Annotated in this window: 19 protein-coding genes; 13 read left to right on the plus strand and 6 right to left on the minus strand. The window is 68.0% G+C overall.

The features are described from left to right. Window positions 1–24 precede the first annotated feature (24 nt). Window positions 25–915, plus strand: a complete 891-nt coding sequence (locus tag Q7S93_RS16980) for a metallophosphoesterase family protein (RefSeq protein ID WP_304715444.1) — start codon at window positions 25–27, stop codon at window positions 913–915. On the opposite strand, the gene Q7S93_RS16985 is transcribed toward Q7S93_RS16980, so the two are convergent. Continuing rightward, window positions 912–1,385, minus strand: a complete 474-nt coding sequence (locus tag Q7S93_RS16985; protein WP_304715449.1) for a DUF2141 domain-containing protein — start codon at window positions 1,383–1,385, stop codon at window positions 912–914. The genes Q7S93_RS16980 and Q7S93_RS16985 overlap by 4 nt on opposite strands. A gap of 62 nt (window positions 1,386–1,447) precedes the next feature. Between Q7S93_RS16985 and Q7S93_RS16990 the strand changes: the two genes are divergently transcribed. The 5 genes from Q7S93_RS16990 to Q7S93_RS17010 all read left to right on the plus strand — a co-directional run bounded on the left by Q7S93_RS16990 (window position 1,448) and on the right by Q7S93_RS17010 (window position 6,090). After that, window positions 1,448–1,885, plus strand: a complete 438-nt coding sequence (locus Q7S93_RS16990) for an HIT family protein (protein WP_304715451.1) — start codon at window positions 1,448–1,450, stop codon at window positions 1,883–1,885. 8 nt (window positions 1,886–1,893) lie between these two features. Continuing rightward, window positions 1,894–3,108, plus strand: coding sequence for an LptF/LptG family permease (locus Q7S93_RS16995; protein WP_370652199.1), 1,215 nt, complete (start codon window positions 1,894–1,896; stop codon window positions 3,106–3,108). Next, entirely contained in the window at window positions 3,105–4,166 is a 1,062-nt protein-coding gene (locus tag Q7S93_RS17000) for an LptF/LptG family permease (protein ID WP_304715457.1), read from the plus strand. Before Q7S93_RS16995 ends, Q7S93_RS17000 begins: the two co-directional genes overlap by 4 nt. A 68-nt stretch (window positions 4,167–4,234) precedes the next feature. After that, a complete protein-coding gene (locus tag Q7S93_RS17005) occupies window positions 4,235–5,329 on the plus strand; it encodes a dATP pyrophosphohydrolase (protein ID WP_304715610.1) in 1,095 nt (364 codons plus the stop codon). After that, window positions 5,326–6,090: an NTP transferase domain-containing protein gene (locus tag Q7S93_RS17010; RefSeq protein ID WP_304715459.1), complete on the plus strand. Its 765-nt coding sequence runs from the start codon at window positions 5,326–5,328 to the stop codon at window positions 6,088–6,090. The genes Q7S93_RS17005 and Q7S93_RS17010 overlap by 4 nt, the downstream gene beginning before the upstream one ends. Here Q7S93_RS17010 and Q7S93_RS17015 read toward each other — a convergent pair. Beyond that, window positions 6,087–6,848, minus strand: a complete 762-nt coding sequence (locus Q7S93_RS17015; RefSeq protein ID WP_370652197.1) for a phosphocholine cytidylyltransferase family protein — start codon at window positions 6,846–6,848, stop codon at window positions 6,087–6,089. The genes Q7S93_RS17010 and Q7S93_RS17015 overlap by 4 nt on opposite strands. A gap of 207 nt (window positions 6,849–7,055) precedes the next feature. Here Q7S93_RS17015 and Q7S93_RS17020 point away from each other — a divergent pair, with 207 nt between their 5' ends. The 6 genes from Q7S93_RS17020 to Q7S93_RS17045 all read left to right on the plus strand — a co-directional run bounded on the left by Q7S93_RS17020 (window position 7,056) and on the right by Q7S93_RS17045 (window position 10,339). Then, window positions 7,056–7,391, plus strand: a complete 336-nt coding sequence (locus tag Q7S93_RS17020) for an ArsR/SmtB family transcription factor (RefSeq protein ID WP_304715460.1) — start codon at window positions 7,056–7,058, stop codon at window positions 7,389–7,391. A 7-nt stretch (window positions 7,392–7,398) separates the two neighbouring features. Then, window positions 7,399–7,821, plus strand: coding sequence for an arsenate reductase (glutaredoxin) (arsC, locus tag Q7S93_RS17025; protein ID WP_304715461.1), 423 nt, complete (start codon window positions 7,399–7,401; stop codon window positions 7,819–7,821). Continuing rightward, window positions 7,821–8,906: an ACR3 family arsenite efflux transporter gene (gene arsB / locus Q7S93_RS17030; protein WP_304715462.1), complete on the plus strand. Its 1,086-nt coding sequence runs from the start codon at window positions 7,821–7,823 to the stop codon at window positions 8,904–8,906. Before arsC ends, arsB begins: the two co-directional genes overlap by 1 nt. Beyond that, window positions 8,903–9,649 (plus strand): arsenical resistance protein ArsH, encoded by a 747-nt coding sequence (arsH, locus tag Q7S93_RS17035; protein WP_304715465.1) that lies wholly within the window; start codon window positions 8,903–8,905, stop codon window positions 9,647–9,649. The genes arsB and arsH overlap by 4 nt, the downstream gene beginning before the upstream one ends. 107 nt (window positions 9,650–9,756) lie before the next feature. Beyond that, the gene (locus tag Q7S93_RS17040; RefSeq protein WP_304715467.1) at window positions 9,757–9,969 is read left to right on the plus strand and encodes a hypothetical protein; all 213 of its coding nucleotides are present in this window, start codon (window positions 9,757–9,759) and stop codon (window positions 9,967–9,969) included. Between the two features lie 46 nt (window positions 9,970–10,015). Continuing rightward, complete coding sequence (locus Q7S93_RS17045; protein WP_304715469.1) at window positions 10,016–10,339, plus strand: HPF/RaiA family ribosome-associated protein; 324 nt, start codon at window positions 10,016–10,018, stop codon at window positions 10,337–10,339. Between the two features lie 19 nt (window positions 10,340–10,358). Here the strand turns inward: Q7S93_RS17045 and Q7S93_RS17050 are convergent, their stop codons facing one another. Both Q7S93_RS17050 and Q7S93_RS17055 read right to left on the minus strand, forming a co-directional pair. Beyond that, window positions 10,359–11,057, minus strand: coding sequence for a response regulator (locus tag Q7S93_RS17050; protein ID WP_304715472.1), 699 nt, complete (start codon window positions 11,055–11,057; stop codon window positions 10,359–10,361). After that, window positions 11,054–12,529, minus strand: a complete 1,476-nt coding sequence (locus Q7S93_RS17055; protein WP_304715476.1) for an ATP-binding protein — start codon at window positions 12,527–12,529, stop codon at window positions 11,054–11,056. Before Q7S93_RS17055 ends, Q7S93_RS17050 begins: the two co-directional genes overlap by 4 nt. Window positions 12,530–12,824: 295 nt before the next feature. On the opposite strand from Q7S93_RS17055, the gene Q7S93_RS17060 reads away from it, so the two are divergent. Further along, on the plus strand, window positions 12,825–13,907 hold the full coding sequence (locus tag Q7S93_RS17060; RefSeq protein ID WP_304715478.1) for a 2OG-Fe(II) oxygenase family protein: 1,083 nt from the start codon (window positions 12,825–12,827) through the stop codon (window positions 13,905–13,907). Here Q7S93_RS17060 and Q7S93_RS17065 read toward each other — a convergent pair. Continuing rightward, complete coding sequence (locus Q7S93_RS17065) at window positions 13,904–15,283, minus strand: deoxyribodipyrimidine photo-lyase (RefSeq protein ID WP_304715481.1); 1,380 nt, start codon at window positions 15,281–15,283, stop codon at window positions 13,904–13,906. The two genes, Q7S93_RS17060 and Q7S93_RS17065, sit on opposite strands and share 4 nt — an antisense overlap. An 18-nt stretch (window positions 15,284–15,301) precedes the next feature. Continuing rightward, window positions 15,302–15,682 (minus strand): YdbL family protein, encoded by a 381-nt coding sequence (locus Q7S93_RS17070; RefSeq protein WP_370652198.1) that lies wholly within the window; start codon window positions 15,680–15,682, stop codon window positions 15,302–15,304. Window positions 15,683–15,690: the final 8 nt, after the last annotated feature.

The raw sequence follows: 15,690 nt of genomic DNA on the forward strand, positions 1-15,690 counted from the left end.
CACCCTGACCAGAAACCTTCGCCCGTGCCGCCGTTTCGACTGGCCCATATCTCCGACCCGCACCTGCCGCCGCCTGAGAGATCGCTCGGCCTGAGGGACCTCGTCTCCAAGCGGGCGCTCAGCGCGATGGCCTGGCGCCGAAAGGGTGGTCAGCACGACAAGGCCGTGCTCGACGCCCTGGTGGCCGATATAGGCGCCCGGACGCCGGACCACATCGCCATCACCGGCGACCTGACCAATTTCTCCACAGCCCGGGAAATCGCCGGGGCCCAGGCCTGGCTGAGCGGCCTGGGGGCGCCGGCCCATGTCACGGTCAGTCCCGGCAATCACGACGCCCTGGTCGGCCGCCCCGAGGCGGATGGGTTCGCGCCCTGGCGGCCCTGGCTGGCCGATGATCAGGCGTCGGCCTTTCCCCACGTTCGAATCCGCAGGCATGTGGCCATCATCAATCTCTGCAGCGCGGTCCCGACCGCGCCGTGGCTGGCCACTGGCGAGCTTGGGGAAGCTCAACTGGCGCAGTTGGCCCAGCTGCTGCCTGATCTTGCCGACCGCGGCCTCTTTCGCCTGATCATGCTGCACCATCCGCCGGTTGTGGGGGTGGTTTCCCCCCGCAAGTCCCTGGAGGACGGGGAAGGGTTCCGGGCGATCCTGGCCGCCCACGGCGCTGATCTCATCCTGCATGGCCATGCCCATGAGGCGGCGCTCGGGGGCTTGCCCGGTTCAACGGGTCTTGTGCCGGTCCTGGGCGTCCCGTCAGCCTCGGCCACGCCGGGCGGGCGCCATCCGCCTGCCCGTTGGCATGAGATAGAGATCGGCTCGGACGGCGATGACCGCCAGGTCTGGATCACGGCCAGGGGGCTTTCTGCCTTGACGGGCGCATTCGAAACGCTGGGGCGCTATCGCCTGGTCGCCTAGCGCTGGTATCGCATGGAGATGGGGACCTGCGTGGTCCCTGCCCCGGCGCGGAACCGAACGCTCTCGAACGACGGCAGGCCCACGCGGGTCGGCGCGTTGTTGGAGAACCCGAAGCCTTCCGCCGGCATGCCGACGATGGTTCGGTTGAAATCGTGGTCGACGTTGGCGTCGTGATAGATGGCGATGGCGTAGTAGGCGGGCTCAGGAACCCAGAAGCAGACCTCGGTCACCCGCGGCGTCGCCTTCACCCGCGCCCGCAGCAGCTTGCCCTTTGGGGCCAGGAACCGGCGGGCGTTGTCCGGATAGAGGGTGACCGCCACTTCCCCCTGGATCGGGGCCACCCCGGTGACCACCACCGAGATCTTGTGAGGCCCCTCAGGGCCGACGCACTGATCGGCCGCAAGGCCTGGCCCGGCGATGCCGAGCGCCATGGCGAAGGTGAGGCCCGCAAGGCCGGTTCGGACTTTCATGGGCTTTGACGACCCCCTATGTTGCGCCGACGGCGGATGGCGCCCGATGAGCAGGGTGCTTCATGAGCAATGCGACCGCGGTGAACTTTGGCTATCCCCACTCGATGGTGGGTGAGACTGCCCACTGGCTGGTTCTTGTGCGCCCCAAGCAGCCTACATTTGGGTCTCTCGTCCTTGTGTGCAAGGAGCCCGCCCGGGCGTTTTCCGATCTGAGCGGCCAGGCTTTCCAAGATCTTCAGGTCGCGGTCGGCGGGATTGAGCGTCTTCTGCGCCAGGCGGTGGACTATGCCAAGATAAACTATCTGATGCTCATGATGGTCGATCCCGACGTCCATTTCCATGTGATTCCCCGCTATGAGGGCGCCCGCGAACATGGGGGCGAAACCTTCCGGGACGCCGGTTGGCCGGGCCAGCCCGACCTCGCCGCCGCTGTCGCCTTGAGCCCCGAACACCTCCGCGCGCTCGCCGAGGCCTGGCGGAGCCAGTGGCGCACGGCGTGACCACGGTCCTGACGCCCAAGCCTGCCTTCACCTTTGGTCTGCCCTTGCTGGACCGCTACGTCCTACGGCTGACGGCGGGTCCGATGCTGGGCTGCCTGGCGGTGACCCTGATCGCCCTCCTGCTGGAACGGGCCCTTCGTCTGCTCGACCTGCTGGCCCAGAGCAGTGATCGCTTCGGCTTCGTCGTCCAGCTCACTGGTCAGCTGGTGCCCCACTATTTCGGTCTGGCCCTGCCGGTGGCCTTCTTCGTCGCCCTGTTCATCGTCATCACCCGGCTGAGCGACGGCTCGGAGATCGACGCCCTGCTGGCCAGCGGCGTGTCCCTGCCCCGCCTGGCGACGCCCTTCATCTGTCTGGGCCTGGCGCTCACCTTGGTCAGCCTCATCGTGTTCGGGTACATGCAGCCCTACAGCCGCTACGCCTATCGGGCGGTAATGCACGCTGCGGCCAACGCCGGCTGGAACGGCGAACTGCAGGCCGGCGCCTTTGTCACGGAGGATCGCCTGATCATGACCGCTGACCGGGCCGACCCCCAGGGCCAGCGGCTGGAGGGGCTGTTCATCCGCCGCCTGACGCCCGCGGGCCGCGAGGAGGTGATCACCGCCACCACGGCCGACCTGCAGGTGTCCCAGGACCGACTGAATGTGACCCTCAACCTCCAGAATGGCCGGCGCATCCTAGAGGGGGCCGACGGGGTCTATGACATCCTGGATTTCGACAGCTTCAAAACCACCGCCCCCCTGGCCGGCGCCACCGAGCTGCTGCGCGCCCGCGGCGGCGACGAGCGCGAACTGACTCTCGGCGAGCTGGCCAGCCTGGCGGGGTCCGGCGACAGCGTCCTGCCCCGCAGCACCCTGCTGTCGGAGCTCTATGGCCGGCTGGCCCGGGCCGCCTTCCTGCCCTTCCTGCCGCTGATCGCCTTCCCCCTCGGGCTTGCGACCAAGCGGGGGCGTCGCACGCCGGGCCTGGTCTTCGCCGGTATTCTGCTGCTGGCCTTCCAGCACGCCCTGCAGCTTGGCCAGTCGCTCGCCGAGAGCGGGGTCGTCCCGGCCTTCTTCGGGATCTGGACGCCCTTCACCCTCTTCACCGGCTTTGGCCTCTGGATGTTCATGGGCAGCCGGAACAGGCCGGGCGAGACGCCCATCAGCCGGCTGATCGGGACGGCCGGCGACCGGATCACCCGGGCGATGGCCGCGCGGGACGCGCGGGTTCAGGCCTCGTGAAGCTCTACGGCTACATCCTGTCGATTGTCGGGACGCGCATCCTGGCCGCCGCCGCCATCCTGCTGGGCATCCTGCAGGTGCTGGAGTTGCTCGACGCCACGCCGGAAATCCTTGAACGCGGCCTGGGCCTGGGCGGCGTCGCCTATCATGCCCTGCTGCGCCTCCCGCGGATGCTGGAGCAGGCCGCGCCGCTCGCCGTCCTGGCTGGGGCGCTCTTCGCCTTCGGCCAGCTGGCCCGCGAGCAGGCGGTCACGGCCATGCGCGCCGCCGGGGTCTCGGTTTATCGGTTGCTGGCCGTCTCGGCCGTCGCCGGCCTCGGCGTCCTGGTGGTCGACCTGATGGTGCTGGAGGTCGTCGCGCCGCGCACCGACCTCGCCCTAGCCAACTGGTGGCGGGCCACCGCGGCCGAGGCCGACCGGGCCGAGCCTGGCCTTCAGGCCTTCCGGTCCGGCGACGAGCTGGTGGTGGCCCGGGCCAGCGACGAGCAGGGAAACCGCCTGGACGAGGTGCGCATCTACCGCCGCGATGGCCAAGGCCAGGTCAGCGAGCGGATCGCGGCGCCGATGGCCACCTATGGCGCCGAGGGCTGGCGTCTGGACCAACCCAGCCTCACGCGCTTCACCGAGGGCGAGGCCATGGCCTCCACGGCCGAGGCGCTGATCTGGCCGACCCCCCTTCGGCCCGCCGATGTCCGCGCCCTGCTCTTCAGCGACCAGGCTACCAGCGGCGCCATCGCTCGCCGCGCCCTGGGCGGCGTCGGCTCCGAGCGGCCGGAGAGCTATTACGCCGTCCGGGTCCATCGGACCCTGGCCGAGCCCATGGCCGTGCTGGTGATGCTGCTGCTGGCCGCCCCCGTGGCCTTGGCCAACTTCCGCACGACCCAAGGCGCCGTGCTGTCGGCCGCCGCCCTGGCCGCCGGGTTGACCTTCCTGGTGCTCGACGGCCTGCTGACCGCCTTGGGCGAAGGCGGCGCCCTGGCGCCTGTGCTGGCCGCCTGGACCGCGCCGGCGGTGTTCGCCGCCATGGCCGCCACCGTGCTTCTCAGGATGGAGGGCTGACCGTGAGCGCAGCGTCCGGCGCCGCCACCGCCCCCCTGGTCATCCGGGAGGTGATCACCAAGGCCGACATGCGCCGCTTCATCGCCGTGCCCATGCGCCTCAACGCCCACGACCCGGCCTGGATCGCGCCGCTGGTCAGCGAGCGCCTGGCGGCCTTCAGCCCGGCCGGCAACCCCTTCTTCGAGCACGCCGAGGTCGCCTTCTGGATCGCCTCGCGGGGCGGCCGCGACGTGGGACGCATCAGCGCCCAGATCGATCGCCTGGCGCCCCAGGACCCGGAGCGGCCCGCCGGCCATTTCGGCCTCATCGCCGGGGAGGATGATCCCGAGGTGTTCGAAGGCCTGTTCGCCACGGCCGAGGCCTGGCTGAAGGCGCGCGGCTGCCTGCGCGTGCTGGGCCCGTTCAACCTGTCGGTCAATGAAGAGGTCGGGCTGTTGGTGGGCGGCTTCGACACCCCGCCCATGGTGCTGATGGGCCACGACCAGCCCCATGTCGGGGGTCGGATCGAGGCCCAGGGCTATGGCAAGGCCAAGGATGTCTACGCCTATCTCTGCCAGATGAGCGACGACATCCCGCCGCACATCCTGCGCCGGGTGCGCCGTGGGCCGGCCGCCGGCGTCACCCTGCGGATGCTGGACATGAGCCGCTATGACGCCGAGGTCGCCGCCATGACCGAGGTGCTTAACGACGCCTGGAGCGGCAACTGGGGGTTCACGCCGACGACCGAGGCCGAGACCGCGCAACTGGGCAAATCCCTGCGGGCGGTGATCGAGCCGAAGATGATCTGGTTCGCCGAGATCGACGGCGAGACCGCCGGTTTCGTGGTCCTGCTGCCCAATGTGAACGAAGCCATCGCCGACCTGGACGGCCGCCTGTTCCCCTTCGGCTGGGCCAAGCTGCTCTGGCGGCTCAAGGTCGCCCGGGTGAAGTCGGTCCGCATTCCGCTGATGGGGGTCAAGCGGAAGTTCGCCGACACCTTGCGGGGGCAGATGCTGCCCTTCCAGCTGATGGACGCTGGCGCCACCCAGGCCCGCGCCCTGGGCTACCAGACCTATGAGCTGTCCTGGATCCTGGAAGACAATGCGCCGATGAACCGCATCTGTGTCTCCTTGGGGGGCAAGGTCTACAAGACCTACCGGATCTATCAGAAGGACCTGGGGTGACCGCGTTCCGCGCCCTGGTCCTGGCCGGCTCGCGTCCCGAAATCGATCCCCTGCTGGCCTATGCGGACGTGCCCCACAAGAGCCTGATCACCCTTCAGGGTCAGACCCTGCTGGCCCGGGTGATCGACGCCCTGACGGCCGCCGGAGCGGTTTCCATCGGCGTCTGCACGTCGCACCCGGCCGTTATCGAAGCCGCAGGACAGATCGCCACCTCGGCCAGACTGGAGATCATCCCGGCCGCCGACAGCCCGAGCCTGAGCGTGGCCCAGGGCGCCCAGGCCATGGGGTTTCCCCTGCTGGTGACCACGGCCGATCACGCCATGCTGCGTCCAGAATGGGTGCAGGACTTCCTGGCCGGCGTTCCGGCAGACGCCGATATCGCCGCCCTTTTGGCGCCGGAAGGCGAGGTCAGGGCTGCGGCGCCAGACGGGAGGCGGACCTATCTTGCCTTCCGCGACGGGCGGTATTCCGGCTGCAATCTGTTCTATCTGCACACTGAATCCGCCCTGAGCGCCGTCGCCCTGTGGCGGCAGGTGGAGGCCCGGCGCAAGCAGCCCTGGAAGATCGCCGCCCTGCTGGGGCCTGGCATGCTGCTGGCCTATCTCACAGGCCGGCTGACCCTGGATCAGGCTGTCGCGCGCCTGGGGCGCAAGGCCGGCGTTCGGGCCTGCGCCGTGCGCACCCGACACGGCCTGGCGGCCGTGGACGTGGACAAGCCCGCCGACCTGGATCTGGTGCGGCGCCTGACGGCTAGCGCCTAGACGGCGACCTTGAGCTGGGTCCAGGCCTTGGTGAGGGCGAGGTTGCGCGGCACGTCTTCGGGGAAGTCCATCTCGGCCCAGTCCAGGCCCTCGATGGAGGCCACGGCCACCGCGTCAGGATCAGCCGCCATCTCGTTGATGACGCTGAGATACCAACGCTTCAAACCCTCAGGCGTGCGAAGGGCCGCCTCCACCGTCCGGACAAAGGTTGCCGCTCCCTCGGCCGAGAAGCGGAGGAAGCCGATGGATTCGGCGTCGAAGGCCGGGATGGTCTTGCCGATGGCGCGCAGCTGGCCGCCTTCGGTCAGCACCTTCATGTCGTCGGCGTCATAGGCGCTCTTGCGGTCGATGGTCACGGTCACCGGCGCGGGCGGCGCCGCCAGCAGGCTTTGCGCGATGGCCGGCTCGAACAGGGTGTCGCCGTTCAGCAGCAGGAAGGGGCCGCTCATCTCGCCGCGGGCGAGCCAGCAGGTCGCGAGGTTGTCCGTCACCCCATAGAACGGGTTGAACAGGGTGCGCACCGGCATGCCGGGCAGGTCCAGGCCGGCGATCTCGGCCTCGACCAGATCGGCGCGAAAGCCCGTCACCACCACCACTTCGGTCAGGCCTGCGGCGTGGAGGTGCAGCAGTTGCCAGTGCAGCACGCTGCGTCCGGACAGGTCGATCAGGCACTTGGGCCGATCGTCGGTCAGCGGCGACAGCCGCCGGCCCTGACCTGCGCTGAGCACGATGGCCTTGCGGGTATCCTTCGTCGCCACGATCGCTCGCCCCAAAATAACCCCCCGGCCGATTCCCCCATGTAACAGGCCCGGCGGCGGGGCGCATCAGGGGGGCCAAGGCCAAAATCGCCGTACCATCCCTGGCCGCGCTGCGGCTGGGCAATCATCCGCCGTTGGTGCGAATTTCACGTCCAACCGCGGCGGCCGAGGCCTTGCTTCCGGCATTAATTCGATAATATTGGAAGTATGGAATCCGAATCCGCGATCCTGGCCCTCGCCGCCCTCGCCCAGCCTACGCGGCTGGAGGTCTTCCGCCTGCTGGTGCGGCATGAGCCTGATGGCCGGCCGGCTGGAGAGATCGCCGAGGCGGTAGGCGTGCCGGCCAACACCCTGTCGTCCCACCTCGCGGTCCTGTCCCGCGCCGGCCTGGTGACTGCCGAGCGGCGCAGCCGCTCGATCATCTATCGCGCGGACCTGGAGGGTCTGCGGACCCTGGTCCTGTTTCTGCTGAAAGACTGCTGCGGCGGCCGCGCCGACATCTGCGCGCCGCTTCTGGCCGAACTTGCCCCCTGCTGCGACTGAGGCGCCCATGGACATCGTCATCTATCACAACCCCGAATGCGGGACGTCGCGCAACGTGCTGGAGCTCATCCGCCATGTGGGGATCGAGCCGCATGTGGTGGAATACCTGAAGACTCCGCCGAGCCGGGGGCTTGTCGCTCAACTCGTCGCGCGGATGGGGGTGGGCGTCCGCGAGATCCTGCGAGAGAAGGGCTCGCCCTATGCCGAACTCGGACTCGATGATCCGAACCTGACCGACGACGCCCTGCTCGACGCCATCGAGGCCCATCCGATCCTGATGAACCGCCCGATCGTGGTCAGCCCCGTCGGCGTGAAGCTGTGCCGGCCCTCTGAAACCGTGCTCGACCTGTTGCCGGCCGAGGGGCTGAAGCCCTTCGCCAAGGAGGACGGCGAGGTGGTCGTCGATTCTGACGGCCGGCGGGTGCGCTGATGGCGGATGTCGTTTCGCCAGCGGCGCCGCGGCGCCTGTCCTTCCTCGACCGCTGGCTGACCCTCTGGATCTTCGTCGCCATGGGCCTGGGGGTTCTGCTCGGGACGGTCGTGCCCGGCCTGCCGGCCTGGCTCGACAGGCTGTCGGTGGGCTCGACCAACATCCCCATCGCCATCGGCCTGATCCTGATGATGTATCCACCGCTGGCGCGGGTGAAGTACGAGGAACTGCCCCGGGTCTTCGCCGATAAGCGGGTCCTGGCCCTGTCGCTGTTCCAAAACTGGGTGCTGGGCCCGGTCCTGATGTTCGCCCTGGCCGTCATCTTCCTCCGCGACCAGCCGGAATACATGACCGGCGTCATCCTGATCGGCCTGGCCCGCTGTATCGCCATGGTGCTGGTCTGGAACCAGCTGGCCCGGGGCGACAACCAGTATGTGGCGGCCCTGGTCGCCTTCAACTCGGTCTTCCAGATCCTGTTCTTCAGCCTCTATGCGTGGGTCTTCCTGACGGTGTTGCCGCCCCTCTTCGGCCTGGAGGGCAGCGTGGTGGCGGTCAGCTTCTGGACCATCGCGGGCGCGGTGCTGATCTATCTGGGACTCCCGTTTCTGGCCGGCTTTCTGACCCGGCGTGTGCTCGTCCGCGCCCGCGGCGCCGACTGGTACGAGACCCGCTTCCTGCCCAGGATCGCGCCCCTGACCCTGGCGGCGCTGCTGTTCACCATCCTGGCCATGTTCAGCCTCAAGGGCGGGGATGTGGTCGCCCTGCCCTTCGACGCCCTGCGGATCGCCGTGCCGCTGGCCATCTATTTCTTCGTCATGTTCGTGGTCAGTTTCCTGATGGGGAAGCTGATCGAGGCCGACTATCCCCGCACCACGGCCCTGGCCTTCACCGCGGCCTCCAACAATTTCGAGCTGGCCATCGCCGTGGCCATCGCCGCCTTCGGCCTGAGCTCGCCGGTGGCCTTCGCCGCGGTGATCGGGCCGCTGGTGGAGGTGCCGGTCCTCGTCCTGCTGGTCTCGGTCGCGCTCTGGCTGGGCCGCCGCTATTTCCCGGACACCGCGCCGGGCCGGGAGGACGCCGCGTGAGCCGTCTGCGAGACCTGTCCGACCCCGATCACCTCCCGGCCCTGGACCCCGCCTTCCTGGCCCGACGTCCGGCCTTGGGCCTGGGACCGCAAGACCATCCGCCGCGGATCCTGCTGCTCTACGGCTCCCTCCGCCCCATGGCCTTTTCGCGGCTCTGTGTGGAGGAGGCGGCCCGCCTGCTTCGGTTCATGGGTTGCGAGACGCGTATCTTCGATCCCGCCGATCTCCCCCTCCCCGATCAGGTGGTTGGCGACGATCATCCGGCGGTGGCTGAGCTACGGGCGCACGCCATGTGGTCGGAGGGCATGGTGTGGTGCAGTCCCGAGCGTCACGGCCAGGTGACGGGGATCATGAAGCTGCAGATCGACCACCTGCCGCTGAACATGGGCGGCCTGCGCCCGACCCAGGGACGCACCCTGGCGGTGATGCAGGTGTCGGGCGGCTCGCAGAGCTTCAACGCGGTGAACACCCTGCGCCTCCTGGGGCGCTGGATGCGGATGATCACCATCCCCAACCAGTCCAGCGTCGCCAAGGCCTATGAGGAGTTCGACGCAGCCGGCCGGATGAAGCCTTCGGCCTATTACGACCGGATCGTCGATGTGATGGAGGAGCTGGTTCGCTTCACCATCCTCACCCGTCCCCACGCCCAGGGCCTGGTGGACCGTTACTCCGAGCGTAAGGCGGCCGGCGTTCCCATCGACCCCGCGCGAGACCTGTCGGCCATCGCCGTCCGGCGGCGATAGGACCGATCAGCCGCGCCTGTTCACGCTATTGGTATGCAACGCCCGGCGACGGGAGGGATTTCCTTAGGACCAGGCCGCACCGATCGGTCTTCAATCCAGGAGAACCCATGAGCGCCGCAGAGAAACCCGCCGCCCAGGTGGAAGAAGCCGCCAAGGCGATGAAACTCAAGGACCAGGCTGATCCGCCGCAGCACCCTCAAGCCGGACAGACCGCCGATGAAGGCATGACGCCCAACCCCAATGCGACAATTGCGCCTTCCGGCGCGCTGGATGCGGAGGGGCAAAGGCCTGTGTTGGAACGATCGCGAAAGGCGCGCTGATCTGTCCGACGCCCTTCGAGTTTCTACGCAATTTTGGGAGTATTCCGTGCACGTCCAGGTCAATACGTCGAACAATGTCGAGGGTCGCGACGCCCTCATCGCCAGCGTTGAGCGCGATATCCGCGCTCGCCTGTCGCGGTTCGAATCTCGGCTGACGCGAATTGAGGCTCACCTGGGTGACGAAAACGGACCGCGGACCGAGGGCGCCGACAAGCGCTGCGTGCTGGAGGCTCGTCCCTCAGGTCTGAACCCCATTACGGTCTCGGAGAATGCAGGCTCCATCGACCAAGCGACCGCCGGCGCGCTCAACAAGCTCGCTTCAGCGCTCGATCGGACCTTCGGCAAGCTGACGGACCGGAAGGGGCACTGAGCCGCGCGCGGTCGCCGCCTCAGGCGTCCTCGTCGGTGGCCAGGCGATAGCCGACCCCGGGTTCGGTCAGCAGAACCCGGGGCGCGGCGGGATTCTCCTCAAGCTTCTGACGCAGCTGGGCGACCAGAACCCGGACGAATTGCGCATCTACCGTCGCCTGCGGCCCCCAGACGGCGGCGATCAGCTGCTTGTGGGTGACCACGCGTCCCGCGTGCCGGGCGAGCGCCCGGACGAGATCATATTCCCGTGGCGTTAGGCGGATTTCCTGATCCTGGATGAAGGCGCGCCGCGTGGCGAAATTCACTTCAAGTTCTGCGCTGCGGAAGCTGGCCTGGCCTGACAACCGCCGGTCACGGCCGCGGACAGAGGCGCGGATGCGGGCCAGCAGTTCGCCGACGCCAAAGGGCTTGTTGACGAAATCATCGGCGCCGAGATCGAGGGCGGCGATCTTTTCGGTCTCCAGGTCCCGGGCCGACAGGACCACGATCGGCACGTCCGACCACTCGCGGATGTGGGCGATGACGTCCTTGCCGTCCATGTCGGGCAGGCCAAGATCGAGGATCACGACGTCACACGCCTCGACCGCCAGGTGGGCCAGGGCCGCGGTCCCGCTTTCGGCGGTGGCGACGTCGTAACCGGCCGCGGTGAGCGCGGGCCGTAGCGCCCGCAGAATTTGCGGCTCATCATCGACCAGCAGCAGGCGTCCCTCGGCGCTCATGTCTTGGCCCTCGGCAGCATCAGAGACACGACCAGGCCACTACGGTCACCACGGTCGCGGGCGGTCACCACGCCGCCCATGGCCTCGATCAGGCCCTTGACGATCGACAGGCCAAGGCCAGCGCCCTGGAGGTTTTCATTGGCTGATTTCGACCGGTAGAACTTCTCGAATATGCGGGACAGTTCATCGCTCTGAACCCCTGGCCCTGCGTCGGCCACCTCGACAACCAGCATCTCGTCCAATCGGCGCAGGCTGACTTCGACGGCCCCCTGCTCCGGGCTGAACCTCAGGGCGTTCTCCAGCACGTTGCTCAAGGCCTGTTCGAAGAGAATCGGATCTCCCAGGGCCACGAGGCGATCCCCCTCGACGCTGAACTCGATGGCCCGGCCACCCCGTCGTCGTTCAAAACGGCCGACCAGGCGATCCAGGCTCTCGGCCATCTCGAACGGCGTCCCCTGGATCGCCAGCGCGCCAGCCTCCAGCTTGGTCATGTTCAGCAGATTGCCGACAAAGGCGTTCAGGCGTTCGGCCTCTTCCTGGATCGTATCGAGGAGATCATTGCGCACCTCGGCGTCAAAGGCGTCGCCGAACGCCCGCAGGCTGCTGGCCGAGGCCAGGATGGAGGCGAGCGGCGTACGCAGGTCGTGCGAGATCGAGGACAGGAGGGCGTTGCGAAGTGACTGCGTGCGGTCGGTGGCTTCGATCTCGGCCCAGGCGCGGCTCAGCCGGGCCCTCGCCATTGCGGTCGCGCCCATGTCCAGAAGGACATGGATCAACGGAACCTCATCCAGGTCGCCGGCCGAGCCGGGACTGCGCCACGCCGCTGCGCCGAGCCGGCGATCCTCGGCCCAGAGGGTGCGCAGTCGCCAGTCCCCCTCCTGCGCCGAGGTGGCGCCCGGAGCATCGAAGACGGCCAGGATATCGGCCAGGCCTGATGGCAGGGCGGCGTGCGCCGCTCCGTAGATTTGGCCATCGATCAGCACCACCGCCGGCCCCTGAGCCGCCTCGGCGAGGCCGGCCGCCAGACGTTCGGCTATGGCCGCCTCCTCGCCCATGCCGGCGAAGTCCCGCCCGGCCTGGAAAAGTACGGCGCTGGTTCGGGCCCGCTCCCGCGCACGGATGGCTTCGTCGCGCACCCGCCCGGCCAGGCCGCCGGTCATCATGGCGACGGCCAGGAAAACGATGAGGATGATGATGTCCTCGGACTCCACGCCGAAGGTGAAGCGCGGCTCGACGAGGTAAAAATTATAGCTGACGAACCCAAGGACGGCCGCCAGATAGGCTGGGCCCGAGCCGAACACGACGGCCACCACCAGCACGCCGCCCAGGAAGATCATCGAGACGCGGGCATAGCCCAGCGCCTGGTCGGCGATCAGCGCCAGGAGGTTGGCGAACAGCACGATGAGAATGGCCGCGACATAGCCCACCAGCCTTGGGCGGCGGCGGAGCCAACTCGAAATCATGTGTGACATGCAGGCCCCTGAACGCCCCGAGGCCGAAATCCCAAGGGTCCGCCGGCCCAGCCGACAACGCCCAGGGGGTGAGGCACGGCGAAGCCGACGAACCAGGTCGGTAGCGGCCGACCGAGCGGCAACCTGCAAGAGCCCATACGCACCGTCAATTATGACGAGGTTATAGACGGGCTTATAAGCTTCTTATGCTTGCCACATGAAGCTGCGCCCGGCCTCTTCCGCGTCTCGCACGACGGAAGTCACAGATGGCCCCCCGCACACCTCATTCCGCCTACGGGCGAGCCTAGGCCGCCACATGCTGCGTCCTGGACAGCCTGCCCCGTGGTTTGTCACGCCCTCACCGGTCAATCCCGAGTTCGCCTTCGGCAGTCTCGGCGGGCGCTTCATGCTCATGGTCTTCCTGCCCGAGCCTGGTGAGGCGCGGGAGATCGCGCTCGCTCACCTGCGGGCCAACAGCGCCCTGTTTGACGACACCAAGGTCTACGCCTTTGCCGTGGCGCGGGACGACGCCACCATCGCCAGGGCCCAGAACACCCGCGCCCTGCGGTGGTTCTTCGATCCCCAGGGACAGGTCTCCCGCCGCTACCACGCCCTTAGCCCCGAGGGGGCGCCTCAGCCGCACTGGGTGATCATCGATCCTTCCATGCGGATCTACGCCGTCGCGCCCATCGAGGCCGGGGCGAAGATCATGAGCTTGGTGGAGCGCCTGCCGCAGCCTGACGATCATGCAGGGACGCCAATCCATGCCCCGGTGCTGGTCGTGCCCCGCATCCTTGAGCTTGATGTCTGTCGTCAGCTCATCGACTTCTACGACAGCCATGGCGGACGCCCGTCCGGGGTCATGCGCGAAATCAACGGCCGCGTGGCGCCGGTGATGGACCACACCAAGCGCCGCCGGGACGCCATGGTCGAGGACGAGGGGTTGCGGGCCATGCTCCGCCAGAAACTCGCCGCGCGGCTATTGCCCGAGATCGCCAAGGCCTTCCAGTTCCAAGTGACCCGGGTCGAACGCTATCTGGTGGCCTGCTACGATTCCGAGGGCGGCGGCTTTTTCCAGCCCCATCGGGACAATACGACCAAGGCGACCGCCCATCGCCAGTTCGCCTGCTCCATCAACCTCAATGCCGAGGACCATGAAGGCGGCGATCTTCGCTTTCCGGAGTTCGGTTCGAAAATCTATCGGCCGCCGACCGGGGGGGCCGTGGTGTTTTCCTGTTCACTGATGCACGAGGCGACGCCGGTCACCTCTGGCAGGCGCTATTGCTTCCTGCCCTTCTTCTACAATGAACCGGCGGCGCAGATCCGCGAGCGCTACCTGGCCGAGGAAGCCGCTGCCGAGGCTGCGAAAGCCGCCGAGCCCGAGGCGCAGACGGCCTAGACCTGCTCGGCGGCCACCAGCCGATCGACCTGATCCACATAGGCTTCTGCGTCGAAGCTCTTGAAGGTGTTCGGGCCCATGGAGCGGACGGTTCCGTACACCGGCTGGGGCGGCCAGGGCCGGTCGTGCAGACCGAAGATCCAGCCGACATTTGTGTAGGAATTAGCGTCGCGGCCATCGAGGAGATAGCGGTTGTTGAGCCGCAGGATGGTGTCGAACGCCACCCTCGGGCTCGCCGACCACTGCAGGATCTTCTTGCCCCAGTACATCCGCAGCCGGTTGTGCATATAGCCGGTCGCGACCATCTCGCGCTGGGCGGCGTTCCAATAGAGATCGTGGGTTTCGCCCGCCTCCAACTGCGCTTCGGCATAATGGTGGGGCCGCGGATCGGCCTCATGAGCGTCCAGCGTCAGCCGCGCCCATTCCGGTAGCCGATCATAGCTGTCGTAGTCGGCGGGCGCCCACCAGGCGTGATTGATGGCGAGTTCCCGCCGCACGATCAGTTCCTCGAGATAGACACGCTTGGTCTCGCTGTCGGCCCCCTCGGCGTCGCGGACCGCCAGTGCGATCTCCACCGGCGAGATCTGGCCATAGTGCAGATAGGGGCTGAGATAGGAGACCGCCTCGGTCTCCGGCTTGCCACGCTCGTCGCCATAGCGGGCGAGGCCGCCATTGACGAAGGCCTGCAACCTGTGGCGCGCCTCGACCTCCCCGCCCCTGAAGCGTCGAACCGGCGCCACGCCGTGGTCGATGTCCAGGGCTGCGACCGCCCTCGGGACATCGCTCAGATCGATCTCCCAGGCCGGGGCGTGCGCCATCCTGTGGCGCACCTCGCGGCGGCGCAAGGGCGCCAGATAGTCCTGCCAAAGCTTGTGGATTTTCGGGCGGATCGTGCGGGCCGCATATTCGGCCTTGTTGGACACCTGCAGGATCGGCACGACCACGTCGCCCTCGATCCGGACGAGCCGCCGGTCCATGGCCTCGGCAAGATCGCGCCGCCATTGCCGCTGCAGGCGAAGATAACCCGCGTCACAGACGACCAGAGCCGCCTGCCGCGACAGGTCCAGGGCGACCTTGTCCGGCTCACCCTTGCGGATGACGAAGCCAACCCCGCGCGCCGCAAGCGCCTTCGCCACATCCGCCAGGCCTTGCAGCATGAAGGCGTAGTGGCGGGCGCTGGCCTCGGGATAGGCCTCGGTCAGGCCAAAGCCAACCAGCACGGGCAGGCCGCGATGGTTGGCCTCTTCGATCGCATATTCCAGGGCGGGGTTGAATTCCGCGCGCTGGGACGACTGCATCCAATAGAGGACGTAGCGGGCGTCGCGGCCCTCGGGGGCGTCCTTCAGCGCGCGGATACGCGTGGACTGGATCGCCATGAGGGCCGCTAAGCGATGCTACTTCTGGCGCCAGGCGCCGTCCGCGCTCTGGTAGTACTCCCCGGGCCGAAGCCGGGAGGTGACCACCTCGGTGAAAGCCGCCGCGCCAGCCGCCGCGACGGAGACCCCGTTGCGGGCTGCGGCCTGGCGATAGAGGGCCGCCCGGCCAGCATTGATCTCGTTGACCGCCGCCTGCAGAGCAGCGTCGCCCGAGCCGCTGACAAAGCCGAGATAGCCGTCGTTCTTCTCGCCGACCGTGCCTTGCGCCTTGGCGGCGTCCACCAGAGCCTTAGCCTGGGCGCTCTGGGCGAAGGCCGGACCGGCGACGGCGCCGACGGTGACGACCCCAGCGGCGCCCAGAATGGCGGCGGCGAGGGCCAGGTATTTCATGCGGGTCATGAGCATCC

The organism is Phenylobacterium sp. (assembly GCF_030646615.1).
GTDB lineage: Bacteria > Pseudomonadota > Alphaproteobacteria > Caulobacterales > Caulobacteraceae > Phenylobacterium.

Excerpts from the sequence above, each read along its gene's own strand:
- Q7S93_RS16985 (WP_304715449.1), bottom strand. The coding sequence starts at position 1,385 with ATGAAAGTCCGAACCGGCCTTGCGGGCCTCACCTTCGCCATGGCGCTC.
- Q7S93_RS16990 (WP_304715451.1), top strand. The coding sequence starts at position 1,448 with ATGAGCAATGCGACCGCGGTGAACTTTGGCTATCCCCACTCGATGGTG.
- Q7S93_RS17005 (WP_304715610.1), top strand. The coding sequence starts at position 4,235 with ATGCGCCGCTTCATCGCCGTGCCCATGCGCCTCAACGCCCACGACCCG.
- Q7S93_RS17020 (WP_304715460.1), top strand. The coding sequence starts at position 7,056 with ATGGAATCCGAATCCGCGATCCTGGCCCTCGCCGCCCTCGCCCAGCCT.
- arsC (WP_304715461.1), top strand. The coding sequence starts at position 7,399 with ATGGACATCGTCATCTATCACAACCCCGAATGCGGGACGTCGCGCAAC.
- arsB (WP_304715462.1), top strand. The coding sequence starts at position 7,821 with ATGGCGGATGTCGTTTCGCCAGCGGCGCCGCGGCGCCTGTCCTTCCTC.
- Q7S93_RS17040 (WP_304715467.1), top strand. The coding sequence starts at position 9,757 with ATGAGCGCCGCAGAGAAACCCGCCGCCCAGGTGGAAGAAGCCGCCAAG.
- Q7S93_RS17050 (WP_304715472.1), bottom strand. The coding sequence starts at position 11,057 with ATGAGCGCCGAGGGACGCCTGCTGCTGGTCGATGATGAGCCGCAAATT.
- Q7S93_RS17055 (WP_304715476.1), bottom strand. The coding sequence starts at position 12,529 with ATGTCACACATGATTTCGAGTTGGCTCCGCCGCCGCCCAAGGCTGGTG.
- Q7S93_RS17060 (WP_304715478.1), top strand. The coding sequence starts at position 12,825 with ATGCTGCGTCCTGGACAGCCTGCCCCGTGGTTTGTCACGCCCTCACCG.
- Q7S93_RS17065 (WP_304715481.1), bottom strand. The coding sequence starts at position 15,283 with ATGGCGATCCAGTCCACGCGTATCCGCGCGCTGAAGGACGCCCCCGAG.
- Q7S93_RS17070 (WP_370652198.1), bottom strand. The coding sequence starts at position 15,682 with ATGACCCGCATGAAATACCTGGCCCTCGCCGCCGCCATTCTGGGCGCC.